Consider the following 18,897-nt stretch of genomic DNA (forward strand, 5'->3'; position numbering starts at 1 on the left):
GTTTGACTTGCTCAATTTAAAAAATAAAAATTAACGTTGACGTTTGTCGCTTTGTTCAGTTTTCAAAGTTCAACCGTTGCTCTGAAGCAACTTTATTAGTATAACATTCTACCATTTTGATGTCAACATCTTTTTTTAAGATGTTTCTCTCAACTGCGCTGTTCATCAGCGACATTTAATAATTTACCATATATAATATATAGAGTCAATCGTTTTTCTAAAAAACTTTATGAATAAAAAAGTTAATGAAGTAAACCTTCAGTAAAATGATTGAATACTCTCTATTACAATAGCAATCTAGCCGCTATGCAGTTTTCTTATCTTACCATAAAAAAAAAGCCCAGTCATTAAACTGAGCTTTTTTATTTAAACTATTCTGCTAAGAATGCAAAATAGAGTATGAAGATGATACAGAGAGCATACATAATTGGATGAACTTCTTTTCCACGCTTGCTGCATAACATTGTAATAGGATAAAAGATAAAACCAACCGCAATACCTGTTGCAATACTGTATGTTAATGGCATCATAATTACCGTGAAAAATGCAGGAACTGCTACTTCGAACTCTTTCCAATTAATTTCCCCTAAATTTGACACCATCAGAGCTCCTACCGTAATTAAAGCCGGCGCAGTAACAGCTGGTGTCACGACCGCTAACAATGGAGAAAAGAACAGTGCAATTAAGAAAAACGCCGCCGTTACGATTGCAGTAAACCCTGAACGTCCGCCCGCTGCTACTCCAGCCGTAGACTCTACATAAGCTGTTGTTGATGAGGTACCAAGAACAGCACCAACTACAATCGCACTAGAATCTGCCAATAACGCTCTGCCCGCTCGCGGAAGCTTATTATCTTTCATAAGCCCAGCTTGACTCGCTACAGCAACCATCGTACCTGCTGTATCGAAGAAATCAACAAATAAGAAAGTTAAAATGACGACTAGCATCTTTACGGTAAAGATATCACCGATATTTTGAAAAGCTGCCCCAAACGTCGGGTCAAGACTAGGAACTGATGAAACAACTGCTTTAGGTGTATCAATTAAACCAAAAGCCATACCCGCTACAGCTGTTACAATCATACCGATAAATACAGCTGCATTTACTCGAAGCACCATTAATACAATAGTAATGACAATGCCAAAAACCGCAAGTAACGTTGTTGGGTTAGTTAAATCACCCAGTCCAACAAATGTGGCATCATCTTTGACGATGATTCCGGCACCTTTCATACCAATAAAACTAATAAATAAACCAATACCTGCTCCAACAGCCATTTTTAATTCAATAGGAATAGAATTAATAATTTTTTCTCGCAGGCTTGTTAATGTTAAAAGAATAAAAATAACACCTGATATCATAACACCCGTTAAAGCCGTCTGCCATGGAATTCCCATTGTCAGAACAACTGTATAAGCAAAAAATGCGTTTAATCCCATACCTGGGGCTAATGAAATTGGATATCTACCAAGCACTCCCATAACAATTGATCCCAAAGCTGCCGCTAAAGCAGTAGCTGTAAACACAGCCCCTTGGTCCATTCTCATACTGTCAGGCAGATCCTTTACATCACTTAGTGATAGCACAGATGGATTAACAAATAAAATGTAAGCCATAGATAGAAAAGTTGTAAGGCCAGCTATAAACTCTTTTCGATAGCTAGTACCCAGCTCTTCAAAACGAAAATACTTCTTCACGTTTTTTCCTCCCTTTATAGAAGCCGCATGCACTTAGGCAAGCCATAAAAAATGCCTCTACACTAGGCGCGTAAAGGCATAAGATCGACTAAAAGAGAAATGTATGAGCCAAAAATACAAAAGATTTTTACACATACATGTATTACTTTCTCGTAGTCAAGCCATTTACGGTAGCTCGGTAGAAACTTTTGGGCCTTATCCCCAAGATTATACGACATTAAAGCTATATCTCGCTATTTTATGTTACTATCCTACCATTAACTTTTAAAAAAAGTCAACAAAAAACGAACATTCTTATAAAAGAATGTTCGTTTGTTCGGTTTTCTTACATATTATTCCCATTCAATTGTTGCAGGTGGCTTACTTGTAATATCATATACTACGCGGTTAATATGCTTAACTTCGTTTACAATACGCGTTGAGATAACTTCAAGCACATCCCAAGGAATACGCGCCCAGTCAGAAGTCATACCATCAATTGATGTAACAGCACGAATACCGATTGTGTAATCATACGTACGAGCATCTCCCATTACACCTACACTGCGGATGTCAGGAAGAACCGTAAAGTATTGCCAGATATCGCGCTCTAAGTCAGCTTTTGCAATCTCTTCACGTAAAATAGCATCTGACTCACGTACAATTTCTAACTTCTCTTCCGTAATTGCACCAAGTACACGAATACCTAGACCTGGTCCTGGGAAAGGTTGACGCCAAACGATGTTATCAGGGATACCTAATTCAGAACCTAATGCACGTACTTCATCTTTGAATAGCGTGTTTAACGGTTCGATTAGTTTGAACTGCATATCTTCCGGTAATCCACCTACATTGTGGTGAGATTTGATCGTTTGAGCTGTAGCTGTCCCACTCTCGATAATATCTGTGTATAGCGTACCTTGAGCTAGGAAATCAAACCCTTTTAATTTAGCAGCTTCGTCATCGAATACATAAATAAATTCATTACCGATGATTTTACGCTTTTGTTCAGGATCTGATACGCCGTTTAATTTTTCTAAGAATCGATCTTTTGCATCGATTTTAATTACGTTCATATTAAAGCCTTCGCTAAATGTTTCCATTACGCTTTCCGCTTCACCTTTACGTAATAAACCGTGATCTACGAACATACATGTTAACTGATCACCAATTGCTTTGTGAATTAACACAGCTACTACTGAAGAGTCTACTCCACCGCTAAGTGCGCAAAGTACTTTTCTATCTCCAACTGTTTCACGGATTTTATCCATTTCAACTTCAATGAAGTTCTCGATTGACCAGTTTGCTTCAGCATGACATACTTCAAACACGAAGTTCTTTAAGATATGGTTACCATGCACTGAATGGCGAACTTCTGGATGGAACTGCACTCCGTACATATTCTTATCTTTGTTACTCATTGCGGCAATTGGACAAGATGGGCTAGTTGCGTCCACTTCAAAACCAGCTGGTGTTTCTACAACTAAATCACCGTGACTCATCCAAACAACTTGTTCTTTTGGCAACTCATGGTACATTAATGAATCGTTTTGTACGTTAATCGCTGCTTTACCATATTCACGATGGCTAGCACCTTCTACCTTCCCGCCAAAATGATGAGTCATTAATTGCATTCCATAACAAATACCTAAAACAGGAATATCTAATTCAAAAATGTTTTCATCGCAGTGAAATGCGTTTTCACCGTACACACTGTTTGGGCCTCCAGAGAAAATAATTCCCTTTGGATTTAATGCTTTAATCTCTTCTGCTGTAATTGTGTGCGGATGCAATTCACTATATACTCCGAACTCGCGAATGCGACGCGTAATCAGTTGGTTATATTGACTACCAAAATCTAATACAACAATCATGCCTTCCATCTTGTTCACCTCTCCGAATGTGTAAATAATCACTTGTTATTATGCCCTAAAATATAAAAAAACTAGACTTCTCCCTCAAAAAACAAAGGCAGAAGTCTAGTTGAGCACGACGTTTATCGTCAAATAGACTGTTCTGCCTTCATAGTCAGATCGTTTAAGGTGACCCGGTAGAGACTCTCGAACCATATTATCGAGGATATATGAAGGTATACGAAACATTTATAGTAAGTTCGAGAATATTCTATCAATCCGCGAAACAATGGTCAAGAACTCGTTTTTTTGATTAAATTTTCCCACAATTCAATCGACTCTTTCCATTCTTTTATGGAATCTGCATTTCGATACAAAACCCGCTCATATTTTTCCGTTAATTGCAGCATATTTACCGTATTTAATTTTTCGTCTACTTCTCCTGCAAAGTCGCGCAGCGTCTGACTTTCTTGCCGCTTTAGTCCATTTGCAGCGAGTCTTTTAAGTAAAAAAGCATACGCTGATTCAAAGGTTTCCACACTCTCTTTCTTTTTATAAAAAGAGATATAAAAAGGTAAAAACCATTTAAATCGATTGAGATATATTACTATTAACATAACTACAATCAGTCCGCAGAAAAGTACTTTCCACTTCATAGACAACTTAGCATTTTGAAGAGAAGCTGTTTTTTCTTTCGCTTTTTCTTCTTGTGCCGGAAGCTCTTTTTCCTTAGGCTGCTTCTTCACTTGCGTTTCTTGTTTCTCTTCTTCCCTTTGACTATTTTCACTAGAGTTGTTAGGTTGGCTATCTACAAAATCATAAGGATTAGAAAAACTTTTTGTTGGTTCAAAAGGTACCCAACCCGCTCCTGGAAAATAGACTTCGACCCAAGAATGAGCATTATTTTGTGTGATTTCATAGGTTGTCCACTTACTACTTCCTGAAATGACGGTGGCATCACCTTCTGTATAGCCCTTTACCCACCGAGCAGGAATATCTAATGAACGAAGCAGCACAACCATAGAAGTAGAGAAGTTATCACAGTACCCTCTTTTTGTATCAAATAAAAATTGATCCACATAATCTTTATTTTTCGTAGGAATTGGAACATTTTCAGTATCATATACATATGGATTTGATCGAAAGTATTCTTCAACGGCTTTCGCTTTTTCATAACGATTGTTCTTATTTTTTGTTACCTCACGAGCTAAATTCTTTACTCGTTTCGGCAAGTTAGCAGGAAGTTGTGTATACCTTGCTATAAATTCGTTATTATTCTCTAAACTCTCTGCCTTTTTTTCCTCTGCTTGCTGAAGAAGTCCAATATCAAATACAAGATATTTATACGTCATCTCATACGATTGAACAGTAACAAGCTTGTCATTTTGATAAGGATATAATTTTTCATTTGTCGGTGTAACATCGGTTTGAATGCCATTTTTTAAGGTTAGCGACAGCAGTTGAGGAACATGCATAAGATGAACAGAAGGCTGCGAATAGGTAACTTCTGCTTTTCTTACTTGTCCTGCTACACTTGAGTCATATTGAGGGAGTAAGTTTTCATTTCCTTTAAAGGGCACTTTTTCTTCCTCTTTAGACAGCTCCCACCCCTTGCCTGTATAAACATCCTTCGTTTCAATACGCCAATAGTGCTCATCCTCTACTTTGGCTGTAAATACAACCGTATCATCATTGACAAACGATCCCCCCAATTTAGAATCGTCCATATCATAGCCAATTCGTTGACCGTTTGCAGATTCTCCCTGTCCTTGATTTGTTGTATGCGCTGTGATAAAAGGTACGGGATCTGGCCACTGCGGCCCTGGTTTAGGAGCGAGATAAGCCAGCACAATGACGATAGCTAAAAAGCTGCCTAGAAAAAGAAACGATCGTTTTCTATTTTCTAAACGCTCAGTGCTCGCAGCTTTTATACGTTCAGGATTTATGCGAAGCATGGCTACTAATAAAAATCCGATAATCGTCACGCGAATAATAGCAGCTCCCGCATCGTAAGTAGAAAAGGTATCCAACACGGTAATATACAAAATGGTTAAGAAGAAAAAGAAGAAAATTCTTTTTTGATAAAAGATCCAATATTGAATTAAATAAGCCATAATCCAAAGCAGCACAAAAAATAAAGTGCTCCTCATTTCAAATGATAAATTCGCTATATTCCACTGCATGATACTTTGCGCATCTGACTGAAGAATCTCCAAAAGTCTCGGAAGCCAGTCTGAAGAAAAGAAGGCTCCTTGGAAATAGAGATTGTGAAGCGAAAACAAAATAAACAATATACTCCCTAACGTCATCACGATAAACGGCAAGCGAAACGTTAAACACAAAAAACAGTAAGCAACAAACAAGATAAAGTACTGAATTTGATTGGTATCCGTCACTTCATTTAAAGGAAGAAGCCATTCCACTAATAAAAAGAATGCTCCCGCGTACAATAAGATGTTTTTTACATACAAAGCTGATTTATTCACTTATTTCCGCCCTCACTTCCTTTAGATGATAGAGGAAGAGGAATATTAACAACTTCAATCGTTAAAGCAGAAGATTGTATTCCATTTACAATAACCGTCTCTTCGTCACTAAGCCCTGCTCCTTCATCTTTAACGACAATTATTGATGCCTTAGCATGCAGACTCAGCTTAGATTGAACCTGCCCAATGAGAGTCCCTGTAACTTGACTGACAATGACCATAAAAGAATGCTGCTTTTGAATGGCAATACTCTTAAATTCTGTTTCGAACGCTCGGTTGTTAACAGGCTGTGCACGCGCTAAGTGATACAACAGGTTACCAGTCTCACTTTGTTCAGAGGTTTTTGGTGAAAAAAGTGCATCTCCAGCTAAAAGAAAATCGATTTTTTTACGCTTGGTTTCTTCATGAATGAGCATGGATGCGAGAAAGCTCATTCGTTCTTCAAAGTATAGAGAGCTTATAACATCTGCAATGATAATCATACTCCGTTCATGATAATGACCAAACTCTTTAGAAATCAACGTAGCTTTACGAGCCGTCGCCTTCCAATCGATAGATCCTAATCGGTCACCCGGCTGGTATTCTCTAATGCCTGTCACTAACGTAGTAGATTGATTTCCAGCGGAAACTTCATTTTTTCCTTCTTCTATTCCCGCTAAAAGAAACGGGATATCTATCTCATGGATTTGAGGATACACGATAAACCGCTGCTGCAGCGGATAATATGCCTTCTTTTTTACAATTCCTAATAAATCACTCAATTCAATCGAAATCGTAAAAAATTCATATTCTCCTCTTTCTACAAACGATCTTTCATACGGAATAACAGCGTTTCGTTGAAAAAGCGGATAAATTGTTCTTTCTTCTTGATCTAAAAGGTTACTCTCCTCTTTCACTGCTGCCATATAAACAGGAAAACCCGAGGAGCGTGTAATATGAATGTCATACGAAAGATGATCTCCAGCGAATCGAGGCTGTAGCTTCACATCACGAGTAACATTCCACTTCTTTAACGGATAAAGCAAAACGGCTGCCGCATATAATCCAAAAGGTAAGAAGCTATAAAATAAAAACCAGCTGACAAAGCCCCCTTGAAACATCGCGTACGAAAACGTAGCAGCAAAGATGCAGAATAAAACGAACCAGTCCCTACATTTATTCCATATCACTTTTATATACTGTTTCATAAAGTACCTCTTACCTTTTAACAGGTACTTTCGTATCAGCCATAATTTGCTTCATCACATCATCCGCTGTTAAGCCGCTGTACTGGGTATCAGATCTTAGCATTAATCGATGTGCACACACATACGAAGCAAGCTCTTGAACATCATCAGGAAGACAGTAATCTCTTCCCTTCACTAAAGCATATGCTTGAACGGCCTTCATAAAGGAAACCGTTCCACGAGGACTGATACCTAACGAAACATGTGGATGAGAGCGCGTTTTGCGAATGATTTCGATGATATAGTGCTTGATCGCATCATCTACATAAATACTGCTTACAGTTTTTTGAGCCTGTACTAATTCTGGAATGCTCATGACGGGTTTGACATCCTCAAGATTGACTTGAGTCGATACGCCGTTTAAAATTTGAAGCTCCTCTTCCTGCGTAGGATACCCCATGCTTAATTTGAATAAAAATCGATCCAGCTGCGCTTCCGGCAAATGATAGGTCCCATCAAAATCAACAGGATTTTGAGTAGCCATCACAAAAAAAGGCGCTGGAATTTCCCGGGTGATACCATCGGTTGTTACATGATGCTCAGCCATTGCTTCTAAAAGCGCCGATTGTGTTTTAGGAGAAGTCCTGTTAATCTCATCAGCGAGCACAATATGGCTCATGATAGGACCTGGACGAAAATGAAATTCCATGTCTTTTGGACTGTAAATAGAAACACCTGTTACATCGGACGGCAGCAAATCGGGCGTGAATTGAATTCGTTTAAATTCTGCATCAATCGATTTGGCCAGTGCCTTCACGAGCATCGTTTTCCCCACACCCGGCACATCTTCAAGCAAAATATGCCCCTCTGCAAGCAAAGCAACCAAACTCAACGTAGATACCTGACGCTTTCCAATCACAATTTGATCGATGTTTTCTAATACTCGATTTAATTTATTATTAATATGATCCAGCTGAATCAATAAAGCTCCCCCTTAAAACTCAGTTAAGCCTTGAGTTTAGTATGTTTTTCAATAAACATAGTACTATCTTAACAAATTTTCAAAAAATCTGAAAATATTAACGCACGCAAAAAAGCGACCAAGTACTCACTTGGTCGCTTTTTTAGTTAGGGCAGTGATTACATCATGCCGCCCATTCCACCCATGCCGCCCATGTCAGGCATTGCAGGTGCTCCGCCTTCTTCTGGCTTGTCAGCAACAACTGCTTCAGTTGTTAAGAACATAGCCGCTACAGAAGAAGCATTTTGAAGAGCTGAACGCGTTACTTTTGTTGGGTCAACGATACCAGTGTCTAGCATATTTACCCACTCGCCAGTTGCAGCGTTGAATCCAGTTCCAACTGCTTCGCCTTTTAAACGCTCAACGATTACTGATCCTTCTAAACCAGCGTTGTGAGCGATTTGACGTACAGGCTCTTCAATCGCACGTAATACGATGTTGATACCTGTAGCAGTGTCACCGTCAGCTTCGATGCTCGCTACTTTATTATAGATATTTACTAATGCAGTACCACCACCAGCTACGATACCTTCTTCAACCGCAGCACGCGTAGAGTTTAATGCATCTTCAATACGTAATTTACGTTCTTTTAACTCAGTTTCAGTTGCCGCACCAACTTTAATTACAGCTACGCCACCAGCAAGTTTCGCTAAGCGCTCTTGTAATTTTTCACGGTCAAACTCTGAAGTTGTTTCTTCAAGCTGAGCTTTGATTTGGTTTACGCGTGCTAGGATATCTTCTGCGTTTCCTGCACCGTTTACAACTGTTGTATTTTCTTTTGTTACGACAATTTTAGAAGCGCGACCTAATTGATCGATGCTTGCTGTTTTTAAGTCAAGACCAAGCTCTTCAGTGATTACTTCTCCGCCTGTTAAGATCGCAACGTCTTGTAGCATTGCTTTACGACGATCACCGAAACCAGGAGCTTTAACAGCTACAGCTGTGAATGTACCACGAAGTTTGTTCACAACTAATGTTGCTAAAGCTTCGCCTTCTACGTCTTCAGCGATGATTAATAGAGGCTTGCCTTGTTGAACAACTTGCTCTAATACCGGTAAGATTTCTTGAATGTTACCGATTTTTTTGTCTGTGATTAAGATGTATGGATCATCTAATACAGCTTCCATTTTATCTGAATCAGTTACCATGTAAGGAGATGCATACCCACGGTCAAACTGCATACCTTCTACCACTTCTAATTCAGTTGTGAAACCTTTTGATTCTTCAAGTGTGATAACGCCGTCGTTACCAACGCGCTCCATTGCTTCAGCAATTAATTGACCTACTTCTTCGTCAGCTGCTGAGATAGCCGCTACTTGAGCAATTGAATCTTTACCTTGAATTGGTTTAGAGATTGCTTTTAGTTCTTCAACCGCTACAGCTACTGCTTTTTCCATACCTTTACGGATACCCATTGGGTTAGCACCAGCCGTTACGTTTTTAAGACCTTCTCTGATCATTGCTTGCGCTAAAACTGTTGCAGTAGTTGTACCGTCACCAGCAACGTCGTTTGTTTTGCTAGCAACTTCGGCTACTAATTTAGCACCCATATTTTCAAATGCGTCTTCTAATTCGATTTCTTTTGCAATTGTTACACCGTCATTTGTAATAAGCGGTGAACCGAATTTCTTTTCTAATACAACGTTACGACCTTTTGGTCCAAGCGTTACTTTTACAGCATTTGCTAATGTATCTACACCACGTAGCATTGCGCGACGTGCTTCTTCGCTAAATTTAATGTCTTTTGCCATGTTCTTTGACCTCCTCAAGATGTTCTTAATAATCTATTTTTTACGTATGATAAGTTTGTGGTTAACATTAGCCGATTACAGCTAAAATATCGCTTTCGCGTAAAATTAAGTATTCAGTACCTTCGTATTTCACTTCAGTACCCGCATATTTTGAGAAGATGATACGATCGCCCGCAGCTACTTCTAAAGCTACACGCTCACCGCTTTCTAATACTCGGCCTGTACCAACAGCAACAATTTTACCCTCTTGTGGCTTTTCTTTTGCACTGTCCGGTAACACGATACCGCTTGCTGTTTTTTCCTCAGATTTTACAAGTTCAATCACTACGCGATCACCTAATGGCTTTAACAAGTGAAACAACCTCCTCAAATAATATGTTTGCATTTTTATTAGCACTCAACCTCAACGAGTGCTAACACAATTATTATATTAAAACAAAGTGGGTTTTTTTTGCAAGTATTAAACAAAAAAAATTTAAAATTTACGAAAACTACATATAATAGTTTTAGATTTCGACGATTTTGAGAAATAAAGCATTCTTTTCTCTGTTCAATAATATGTATGTTACAATACGAGCAAGAAGAAATTACTAACTTTACAGTACTTCTTCGACATATATACATAAAAACCTTTTAAAGGAGTATAGAAGATTGGAAAAACGTTATTGGTATGTTATCCTCACCTACATCCTTATGCAGTTTTCAGGAGTTGTTGGTATACCGCTGTTAAAATTAACAGGAATGTTTGATCAATATCCAGTTCGAACAGCGAATGTCATGCTTTTGACTTATTGGACCATCATTAGCTTTATCCTTGGTTTACTTATTGTCTTACTGCTGCTACGCCGTGACATGTCCATGCGTATAGAACATGCGGGAACAACGGTAACTGTGGTCTGGTCAGTCCTTGGGGTGTTCCTGGCTATGGCTGGTCAAGCTGTAGCAGGTATGATTGAGCACGCTCTTGGCATTACCCAAGTATCTGAAAACACACAAAATATTGTTAATCTTGTTAAAGCAACGCCGTTCCTAATTGTCGTTACGTCTGTTATTGGACCAATTCTAGAAGAGATTATTTTTCGAAAGATTATTTTCGGCTCTCTTCACAAACGATATAATTTCTTTGTCTCTGCATTTATTAGTTCCCTTATTTTTGCTGCCGTACACTGGGATTTTAAACATTTGCTCGTGTATACAGCCATGGGATTTGTATTTGCATTCCTTTATGCAAGAACAAAACTAATTATTGTACCCATTATTGCTCACGTGTTGATGAATACAGTCGTTATTTTATCTCAAACTATTTTTGCAGATAAAATTATAGAAATGCAAAAGCAAGCAGAACAAATGCAGTTTATTTTTGGAGGCATGTTTTTATGAAGAATATCCCTTTAACACGAGGGTTTATTTATATTATTATGGGGGTTTTATTCACCTACCTGGCTATTCAAAATGCTCAGGAAACCGTGTGGAATTTCCCCACGATCTTATTTGCACTCGTAGCCGCGTTCGATTTCAGATTTGCGGTGCGCATTTTTATCTTGCACTATAAAATTAAAAAGTTGCAGCAGCAATATAAAAATCAAGATGATTCATCTAAATAAAAAAACCACTGTTTCAGTGGTTTTTTTACATACTAACATCTTCTCTTTCTTGCTCTGCCCTTGCCTTTAACACTTTGCGATACGAAATGCGGGAAATAATGATGCTGATTTCATACAAAATTAAGAGCGGCACTGTCACCATCATGTGCGAGAGCAATTCTGGTGGTGTAATAAGTGCGGCAATAACTAGCAGTACGAAATAGGCATACTTTCGAATTTGAGATAAAAACATAGGCGTGATAATTCCTAATCGCGTCAAAAACATGACGACAACAGGAAGCTGAAACAACAGGCCAAAAGGCAGTGTGAGCTGCATTAAAAAAGAAAAGTATTCATTAATGCCAATCACTTGGTTTACATTCAGCTCATCAGAAACGCGCGTCATAAAATCGACGACAAATGGAAACAACACAAAATAAGAAAAAGAGACACCGCCGATAAAGAGAAAAATGGAAACAGGAATATATCCAAGCGTTACCTTACGCTCTTTTTCATATAAACCAGGACTAATAAATGCCCAAAGTTGATACAGTGCAACAGGAGCTGCAAGTACACAGCCGATAATAACAGCAAACTGCATATAAATCTTAACTGGATCTGTTAGCCTAAATGCATTCATCGTTAAATTTTTTGCCTCATCAGCATGCTGTAAATAGACAATAACCTTATCCGCTATAAAAAAGCCGCCAATTGTGGCAATGACAAAGAAAAATAAAACAATTAAAATGCGCTTTCGCAGCTCTCCTATATGATCATATATTGACATTTCTTGTTCGGTCATACTATGATCACCCTTTTACTCTTTGTCATCTACTTGACGCTGTTTATCTTTTTCACGATCTTCTGAGGCACCGCTAGCGGCATGCTTAAACTCTCTAAGCGTTTGCCCGACTGATCTTCCTAGCTCCGGTAACCGTTTCGGTCCAAAAATAAGCAGTGCTACAATCGCAATAATAATCCAACTGCCTGCTCCAATCCCCATATTCCCACTCTCCTTATTAATTTAGACTTAAGGAAATCGTAACACAGTCCATCTTATTCAACAGGATAATTTTTCAAAAAGTAGACAAGCGACTGTAATTCTACAGCCAGATCAATATGATGCAGTCGAATCTCATCCGGTACGTTTAAGCGTGCAGGAGTGAAGTTTAGAATCCCTTTAATTCCGCAACTCACTAAACGATCGGTAATTTGCTGAGCCACAGGGGCAGGAACGGTTAAAATTGCCACTGAGATATCATCACTCATATAATCTTCCAATTGGTCAAGGTGATAAACCGGCACGTCGCCTACTTTTGTACCGACTTTATCTTCTATCACATCAAAAGCGCACTCAATTTTGGTGTTATTATTTTTAATAAAATTATAATTTAAAAAGGCCGTTCCCAGATTCCCTACGCCAATCAGTGCTACTTTCGTTACTTCATCTTGGTCTAACGTTTTACGGAAAAATGTAAGTAAATAATTCACATTGTAGCCGTATCCCTTTTTCCCTAATGCTCCAAAGTAAGAAAAATCCCGGCGAATAGTAGCAGAATCAACTTTCACTGCCTCACTTAACTCCGCTGACGAAACACGCTGTTTACCAGAAGCATGCAAGTTTTTTAAAAAACGATAATAAAGCGGCAATCGTTTAGCCGTTGCTTGTGGTATTTTTAATTGTTCAGTGTTCACGTTGTACCCCCTCAGTTCATGTATGTCATTACTAACATTTTCAAGTCATATTGCATTACCTTTCACAAAGCCTCAACCGCCTTGAGGTAGCGCTTCCAATTCTCTCTCTTTTCTCTTGTTTTATATATACTCCGCTTCACACCCCGACGCCTTTTGTCTATCCAGGAATACTTAAAGTCGGTAGCTAGAACGAAGCAATTAGCCCTTCAAAGGATCCGTTTGTTAGTCATGACGGATTTTCTACATCCATCATATATAAGTTCAGAGATGCACTTATCTCTTATTTTAACATAGTATCCTGTATAAAATGTGCAGGTAAAATCATTTTATTTCATGAATCAAAACATTCGCTTCATCATTTGTTCTTGTCCCTCTACAAATTACAAACGCTTGTAGGAAGAACTTGTAGTTGAAAATATGTTAAAATACACTATGGATATACTACTAGAGGTGAAAAAATGATTATTCTACAATTGAACGGTATTACAAAATACTATGGGGCAGAACCCATTTTATCGAATATAAAGTTAGAAGTACAATCAAAAGACCGCATTGCCCTAGTGGGACGAAACGGTGCAGGTAAATCAACTTTATTAAAAATTATTGCTGAGCAGCTTTCTTATGACAGCGGAGAAATTATTAAACCTAAAGGTGTTTCCATTGATTATATGGGACAAGATACAGTTCTTGAGTCAACACTCTCCATATGGGAAGAAATGATGACAGTCTTTGCTCCGTTAAAGAAGATGGAAAAAGAATTACGTACGCTTGAAACGAAGATGGGCGATCCAGACATTTTTAATGATTCAGTTCAATACGAAAAACTAACCAAAGAGTACGATCAGCTTCAAGTAACGTTCAAAGATTTAGGCGGCTATCAATATGAAGCGGATACACGATCTATTCTTCACGGTTTCCGTTTCTCAAACTTTGACTATAGCACCCCTATTTCCTCCTTGAGCGGTGGACAAAAAACGCGCTTGGCTCTTGCAAAACTGCTTTTAACAAAGCCAGACTTGCTTATTCTGGATGAGCCTACCAACCACTTAGATATTGAAACTTTAGCATGGCTGGAACAGTTTTTGCAAGGGTATGAAGGAGCTATTTTAATTGTTTCACACGATCGTTACTTCCTTGATAAGGTCGTAAATCAAGTGTATGAAGTCACACAAAAAACAACGGTCAAGTACACGGGCAACTACTCTAAATACCTTGTACAAAAAGCAGAGCGATATGAAAAAGAGTTGCGTCAGTACGAAAAGCAGCAAGATGAAGTCGCAAAACTGAATGATTTTATTCAACGAAACATCGCCCGCGCATCGACTACAAAACGTGCGCAAAGCAGACGTAAGCAGCTCGATCGAATGGAGTTAATAAATCGACCTAACGAAGGCGAAAAATCAGCTAGTTTTTCGTTTGAAATTGAGCGTCAAAGCGGAAATGAAGTCTTAAATCTCGAAAACGTGTCCATCGGATATGATGAAAACAAATATGTCGTCCAAGACGCAAACCTTCGGATTAAAAAAGGTGAAAGCCTTGCGTTGGTTGGTCCTAATGGAGTTGGGAAATCTACGTTATTAAAAGGTATTGTGGATAAACTAAGCTTCAAGACTGGAACCATTTCTTTTGGCTCAAACGTAATGGTTGGTTATTACGACCAAGAGCAAGCTAATTTAACGTCTAATAAAACTGTTTTAAATGAGCTTTGGGATGACTACCCATCCAAACCTGAAAAAGAAATTCGTACAGCGCTTGGAAATTTTCTGTTTTCAGGTGATGATGTACTGAAAATCGTTTCGACGCTTAGCGGTGGTGAAAAAGCACGTTTGGCTCTTGCGAAGCTTATGCTTCAAAAAGCTAATTTCTTAATTTTGGATGAACCTACTAACCATCTTGATTTAGATAGCAAACAAGTACTCGAGAATGCGTTAATTGATTACCCAGGGACTCTATTATTTGTTTCACATGACCGTTATTTTATTAATCGTATTGCAAACAAAATAGCAGAGCTATCTCCTGAAGGAGTAGAAGAATTTCTTGGAGATTATGACTATTATGTAGAAAAGAAAGCAGAAATAGAGGAAATCAAAGAATTAGAAAATATAAAAGCCAACGAAGAACGTACGGTAAAAGTAGATAAACAGTCTTATAAACAAGATAAAGAACAAAAGAAATTGATGAGGCAGCGAACGCGCCGAATTGAAGAAATTGAAACTGAAGTAAACAAATTAGAAGCCGCACAAGCGGAGAATGAAGAACTTCTTTGTAATCCTGAAATTTATCAAAACCACGAAGAAGTATCAAGATTAAACGGTGAAAATGAAAAAATTTCTTCACAGTTATCCACATTAATGGAAGAGTGGGAAGAATTACAGCTGCTTCTAGAAGAATAGCCTATATTTTTTCGTATTTATTCACCCTATTTACTTGTTCGTGCGCTTTAGGACAAGCTTTATCCACTCTGTGAATAAATAGTGGATATCTGTCTGATTTTCATAATTAAAACTTGTTGATAACATGTCCGTGTACTGAGTGCACGGACTTTTCCACATAATTATCCACAGTCAATTCTAAATTTATTGAATATTGTTGATAAATCATTTTTATCCACAAAAAAGACGAATGAGAAATAAATCTCATTCGTCTCTTACTCTTCCAAGTCTAAACCGGGGTTTGCGTTTAATGACATATCTGAGCGTTTTCCTTGAGCAAATCGTACACTTGCCGCTGCTCCAATCATTGCGGCATTATCCGTGCATAGAGATAGCGGCGGGATAATAAGCTCAATGTTTGGTAATGGTGCAAATGCTTCTTCTAGCGCTGCTCTAAGTCCTTTATTAGCAGCAACTCCTCCTGCTACTAACACTTGCTTAACCTTATATTCCTTTGCAGCTTTAACCGTTTTAGTTACTAACACATCAATAACACTCGCTTGAAAGCTAGCAGCAAGTGTTTGTGGAAGAATTTCTTCACCTTTTTGCTTCGCGTTGTGGACAGTGTTAATAACTGCTGATTTTAACCCACTGAAACTAAAATCATAGGATCCTTCTTCTAGCCAAGCACGCGGCAAATCAATTAATGGCTCTCCTTCATGTGCAAGGCGGTCAATATGAGGTCCGCCTGGATATGGAAGGTTTAACGTGCGGGCTACTTTATCGTAGGCTTCTCCTGCCGCATCATCTCTCGTTTCACCAATCACTTTAAACTGACCGTGACTTTCCATGTATACAAGCTCTGTATGCCCTCCAGATACAACTAGCGATAAAAGCGGGAATTCTAATTTTTTGATTAGCTGATTTGCATAAATATGTCCTGCAATATGATGAACACCAATTAATGGCTTTTGGTGTGCAAATGCTAGCGCTTTGGCTGCATTTACGCCAATAAGAAGTGCTCCCACAAGCCCAGGTCCTTCCGTTACAGCTATTGCATCAATATCTGCAAACGTCAAGTTCGCTTGATTTAAAGTTTCTTCAACTACTACCGTAATTTGTTCCACATGATGACGAGATGCAATCTCCGGTACGACACCGCCAAATCGTTTATGGCTTTCTATTTGTGATGCCACCACATTGGCTACAATTTCATGACCGTTTCGAATCACGGCCGCTGCTGTCTCATCACAGCTTGTTTCTAATGCTAAAATTAATTGATTTTCACTCATAAATTCACCCACATAACTAATGCATCCTCATTGTTATCAGAATAATAATTCTTACGAATACCTCCAGGTTTAAAACCTAGCTTTTGATACAATGATTGTGCAATATGATTAGATACCCTAACTTCTAATGTCATTGACACAGCACCTAGTTTTCGAAGAACGTCCATCACGTTGCGCAGCAGCAATTCACCGAGTCCCTTACCTCGGTAGTCTGGCAATAGGGCAATGTTGGTTACATGTGCTTCGTCAATAACAATCCACGTTCCGCAATACCCAATAATATTTTCTCCTTCTTCCATCACAATGTAAGTTGAAAATTGATTATTGGTTAACTCATTTTGAAACGCTTCTGAACTCCAAGGTGTCGTAAAAGACTTCTCTTCGATTTTCACTACTTGATCAATATCTTTAACTTCCATTAAACGAAACTTAATTGTTAGTTTCATGTTTATACCTTCTTTTATCCTTTTTGCTGTGAAGCAAGCCAGTTAGCTTCGGCTTCAGCTAAACGAATGTAGTTCGGAACAAAAGTATGCACAGACTGCGGCTCTTTCTTCATTCCTAAAAAAGCCAATTCACTTGGTCTTGGATTAAACTGCTGAACATGGGCAAATACAGCTTGTTTACCCAGCACTTCTTTTAACGCCTCTTCATGCATGGGAAGATCATTGCCTATGAATAAAATGGGTTTGTTGTATGACTTTAAATGTTCCGCCCAGTCCTTATTAATAACAAGTCGATCACTTTCAACTTCTAGAAGACCTCGTTCATTATTCCATTCATATAGTCCTGTATAAAGCTGTTGACGGCGCGCATCAAATAACGGAGCAATATACCCATCAAAATAGCGACCGTTTGCTGCTAGTGCTTCAAGGCTAGATACACCTATTAAAGGAATATTTAAAGTCCAAGCAAGTGTCTTGGCAATGGTAACGCCAATTCGTACACCTGTATAAGATCCGGGACCATGTGCCACTACAATACGGTCTAGCTCGCTTGGCGCAATATCACAATCCTTTAACAAAGATTCCACAGCGTTCATCACACGAACGGAGTGATTCTTTTTTAGATTCGTAATAATTTCTCCAATTACTTTGTTTTCTTCAACGACAGCAACACCCATGACAAAATTGGATGTATCAATGGCTAACATTTTCATCTTTTAAAAAGCTCCTTACATATTTCAACGTACCGACTGCCTATCGCTTTTACAAGGATTTTACGAGTCGTTTCGTTTTCATGGTAAATATTGATTTGAATATATTCATTAGGAAGCTGCTCTTCAATCAGATGAGCCCACTCCACGACCGTCACGCCATCTCCTTCAAAATACTCATCGAACCCTAGGTCTTCAAATTCATCCCCTAGACGGTACACATCCATATGATAAAGAGGAAGGCGACCGCTTTTGTATTCTTTAATGATCGTAAATGTCGGGCTATTCACATTGCGTTCAATTCCTAATCCTTTAGCTAAACTTTTTGTGAATGTTGTCTTTCCAGCTCCCAAATCGCCTTCAAGCAGCAGCACGTCACCAGCTTCTAATAAAGTTGCTAGACGAGCAGCCAGCTGATTAGTTTCATCAGGAGACGTAGACATAAACGTAAATTCGTTAATCTCTGTCATTCATTCAGAACCTCATTTCAATCTGTATATATATATTGTAAACGTTGTGGACTATACATATCCAGTAAGAAATCCAACAATCTTTAACATCGCAATTCTATAAGGAAATTTCTTTGTATATAAAAAATTCCTTAGGATTGCTCCTAAGGACGGTAAAGTTTTATATAAAAATGGTTCAAACAATAAAAAAGACGAAACACATTGTTTCGTTTCTAAAACATGGCGGTCCCGACGGGAATCGAACCCGCGATCTCCTGCGTGACAGGCAGGCATGTTAACCGCTACACCACGGGACCATGTTGGTTGCGGGGACAGGATTTGAACCTGCGACCTTCGGGTTATGAGCCCGACGAGCTACCGAACTGCTCCACCCCGC

At 38.6% G+C, this 18,897-nt stretch carries 17 protein-coding genes, 1 tRNA gene and 2 riboswitches; of the genes, 3 read left to right on the forward strand and 15 right to left on the reverse strand.

Features of this window, described 5'->3' with window-relative positions; genetic code table 11:
• Nucleotides 1-371: 371 nt before the first annotated feature.
• The 7 genes from ACFX4G_RS27680 to groES all read right to left on the reverse strand — a co-directional run bounded on the left by ACFX4G_RS27680 (nucleotide 372) and on the right by groES (nucleotide 10,305).
• Nucleotides 372-1,697, reverse strand: coding sequence for an NCS2 family permease (locus ACFX4G_RS27680; RefSeq protein WP_034655329.1), 1,326 nt, complete (start codon nucleotides 1,695-1,697; stop codon nucleotides 372-374).
• A gap of 133 nt (nucleotides 1,698-1,830) precedes the next feature.
• Nucleotides 1,831-1,932: riboswitch (purine riboswitch) on the reverse strand.
• 97 nt (nucleotides 1,933-2,029) lie between these two features.
• Entirely contained in the window at nucleotides 2,030-3,559 is a 1,530-nt protein-coding gene (gene guaA, locus ACFX4G_RS27685) for a glutamine-hydrolyzing GMP synthase (protein ID WP_097825363.1), read from the reverse strand.
• Nucleotides 3,560-3,681: 122 nt separating this feature from the next.
• Nucleotides 3,682-3,783: riboswitch (purine riboswitch) on the reverse strand.
• A 39-nt stretch (nucleotides 3,784-3,822) separates the two neighbouring features.
• Nucleotides 3,823-6,015 (reverse strand): transglutaminase TgpA family protein, encoded by a 2,193-nt coding sequence (locus ACFX4G_RS27690; protein WP_377578285.1) that lies wholly within the window; start codon nucleotides 6,013-6,015, stop codon nucleotides 3,823-3,825.
• Nucleotides 6,012-7,202 carry a DUF58 domain-containing protein gene (locus ACFX4G_RS27695; RefSeq protein ID WP_162215158.1) on the reverse strand — a complete coding sequence of 397 codons (1,191 nt, stop codon included), beginning with the start codon at nucleotides 7,200-7,202 and terminating at the stop codon, nucleotides 6,012-6,014. Before ACFX4G_RS27695 ends, ACFX4G_RS27690 begins: the two co-directional genes overlap by 4 nt.
• A 10-nt stretch (nucleotides 7,203-7,212) precedes the next feature.
• Entirely contained in the window at nucleotides 7,213-8,163 is a 951-nt protein-coding gene (locus tag ACFX4G_RS27700; protein WP_377578288.1) for an AAA family ATPase, read from the reverse strand.
• Nucleotides 8,164-8,321: 158 nt separating this feature from the next.
• Complete coding sequence (gene groL / locus ACFX4G_RS27705) at nucleotides 8,322-9,953, reverse strand: chaperonin GroEL (protein WP_013081432.1); 1,632 nt, start codon at nucleotides 9,951-9,953, stop codon at nucleotides 8,322-8,324.
• Between the two features lie 67 nt (nucleotides 9,954-10,020).
• Complete coding sequence (gene groES, locus ACFX4G_RS27710) at nucleotides 10,021-10,305, reverse strand: co-chaperone GroES (protein ID WP_013055026.1); 285 nt, start codon at nucleotides 10,303-10,305, stop codon at nucleotides 10,021-10,023.
• A gap of 299 nt (nucleotides 10,306-10,604) precedes the next feature.
• Here groES and ACFX4G_RS27715 point away from each other — a divergent pair, with 299 nt between their 5' ends.
• Both ACFX4G_RS27715 and ACFX4G_RS27720 read left to right on the forward strand, forming a co-directional pair.
• Nucleotides 10,605-11,333 carry a CPBP family intramembrane glutamic endopeptidase gene (locus ACFX4G_RS27715; RefSeq protein ID WP_043977169.1) on the forward strand — a complete coding sequence of 243 codons (729 nt, stop codon included), beginning with the start codon at nucleotides 10,605-10,607 and terminating at the stop codon, nucleotides 11,331-11,333.
• Complete coding sequence (locus tag ACFX4G_RS27720) at nucleotides 11,330-11,557, forward strand: YdiK family protein (protein WP_043977171.1); 228 nt, start codon at nucleotides 11,330-11,332, stop codon at nucleotides 11,555-11,557. The genes ACFX4G_RS27715 and ACFX4G_RS27720 overlap by 4 nt, the downstream gene beginning before the upstream one ends.
• Before the next feature lie 25 nt (nucleotides 11,558-11,582).
• Here the strand turns inward: ACFX4G_RS27720 and tatC are convergent, their stop codons facing one another.
• The 3 genes from tatC to ACFX4G_RS27735 are packed head-to-tail and all read right to left on the reverse strand — an operon-like array spanning nucleotide 11,583 to nucleotide 13,231.
• Nucleotides 11,583-12,338, reverse strand: coding sequence for a twin-arginine translocase subunit TatC (gene tatC, locus ACFX4G_RS27725; protein ID WP_013055023.1), 756 nt, complete (start codon nucleotides 12,336-12,338; stop codon nucleotides 11,583-11,585).
• 15 nt (nucleotides 12,339-12,353) lie between these two features.
• Nucleotides 12,354-12,539 carry a twin-arginine translocase TatA/TatE family subunit gene (gene tatA, locus ACFX4G_RS27730; RefSeq protein WP_013055022.1) on the reverse strand — a complete coding sequence of 62 codons (186 nt, stop codon included), beginning with the start codon at nucleotides 12,537-12,539 and terminating at the stop codon, nucleotides 12,354-12,356.
• A 53-nt stretch (nucleotides 12,540-12,592) separates the two neighbouring features.
• On the reverse strand, nucleotides 12,593-13,231 hold the full coding sequence (locus tag ACFX4G_RS27735) for a redox-sensing transcriptional repressor Rex (RefSeq protein ID WP_377578291.1): 639 nt from the start codon (nucleotides 13,229-13,231) through the stop codon (nucleotides 12,593-12,595).
• A gap of 458 nt (nucleotides 13,232-13,689) precedes the next feature.
• On the opposite strand from ACFX4G_RS27735, the gene ACFX4G_RS27740 reads away from it, so the two are divergent.
• Nucleotides 13,690-15,624 (forward strand): ABC-F family ATP-binding cassette domain-containing protein, encoded by a 1,935-nt coding sequence (locus ACFX4G_RS27740; RefSeq protein ID WP_043977175.1) that lies wholly within the window; start codon nucleotides 13,690-13,692, stop codon nucleotides 15,622-15,624.
• Between the two features lie 254 nt (nucleotides 15,625-15,878).
• Here the strand turns inward: ACFX4G_RS27740 and tsaD are convergent, their stop codons facing one another.
• The 5 genes from tsaD to ACFX4G_RS27765 all read right to left on the reverse strand — a co-directional run bounded on the left by tsaD (nucleotide 15,879) and on the right by ACFX4G_RS27765 (nucleotide 18,817).
• Nucleotides 15,879-16,895, reverse strand: coding sequence for a tRNA (adenosine(37)-N6)-threonylcarbamoyltransferase complex transferase subunit TsaD (gene tsaD, locus ACFX4G_RS27745; RefSeq protein WP_377578294.1), 1,017 nt, complete (start codon nucleotides 16,893-16,895; stop codon nucleotides 15,879-15,881).
• Nucleotides 16,892-17,341 carry a ribosomal protein S18-alanine N-acetyltransferase gene (gene rimI, locus ACFX4G_RS27750; protein WP_043977177.1) on the reverse strand — a complete coding sequence of 150 codons (450 nt, stop codon included), beginning with the start codon at nucleotides 17,339-17,341 and terminating at the stop codon, nucleotides 16,892-16,894. The genes tsaD and rimI overlap by 4 nt, the downstream gene beginning before the upstream one ends.
• 14 nt (nucleotides 17,342-17,355) lie before the next feature.
• Complete coding sequence (gene tsaB / locus ACFX4G_RS27755) at nucleotides 17,356-18,054, reverse strand: tRNA (adenosine(37)-N6)-threonylcarbamoyltransferase complex dimerization subunit type 1 TsaB (protein WP_043977179.1); 699 nt, start codon at nucleotides 18,052-18,054, stop codon at nucleotides 17,356-17,358.
• Nucleotides 18,051-18,521, reverse strand: a complete 471-nt coding sequence (gene tsaE / locus ACFX4G_RS27760) for a tRNA (adenosine(37)-N6)-threonylcarbamoyltransferase complex ATPase subunit type 1 TsaE (protein WP_013081426.1) — start codon at nucleotides 18,519-18,521, stop codon at nucleotides 18,051-18,053. The genes tsaB and tsaE overlap by 4 nt, the downstream gene beginning before the upstream one ends.
• A 220-nt stretch (nucleotides 18,522-18,741) precedes the next feature.
• Nucleotides 18,742-18,817 (reverse strand) — tRNA-Asp (locus ACFX4G_RS27765).
• Between the last annotated feature and the right edge of the window lie 80 nt (nucleotides 18,818-18,897).

It is taken from the genome of Priestia sp. YIM B13486 (assembly GCF_042787865.1).
Lineage (GTDB): Bacteria > Bacillota > Bacilli > Bacillales > Bacillaceae_H > Priestia > Priestia megaterium.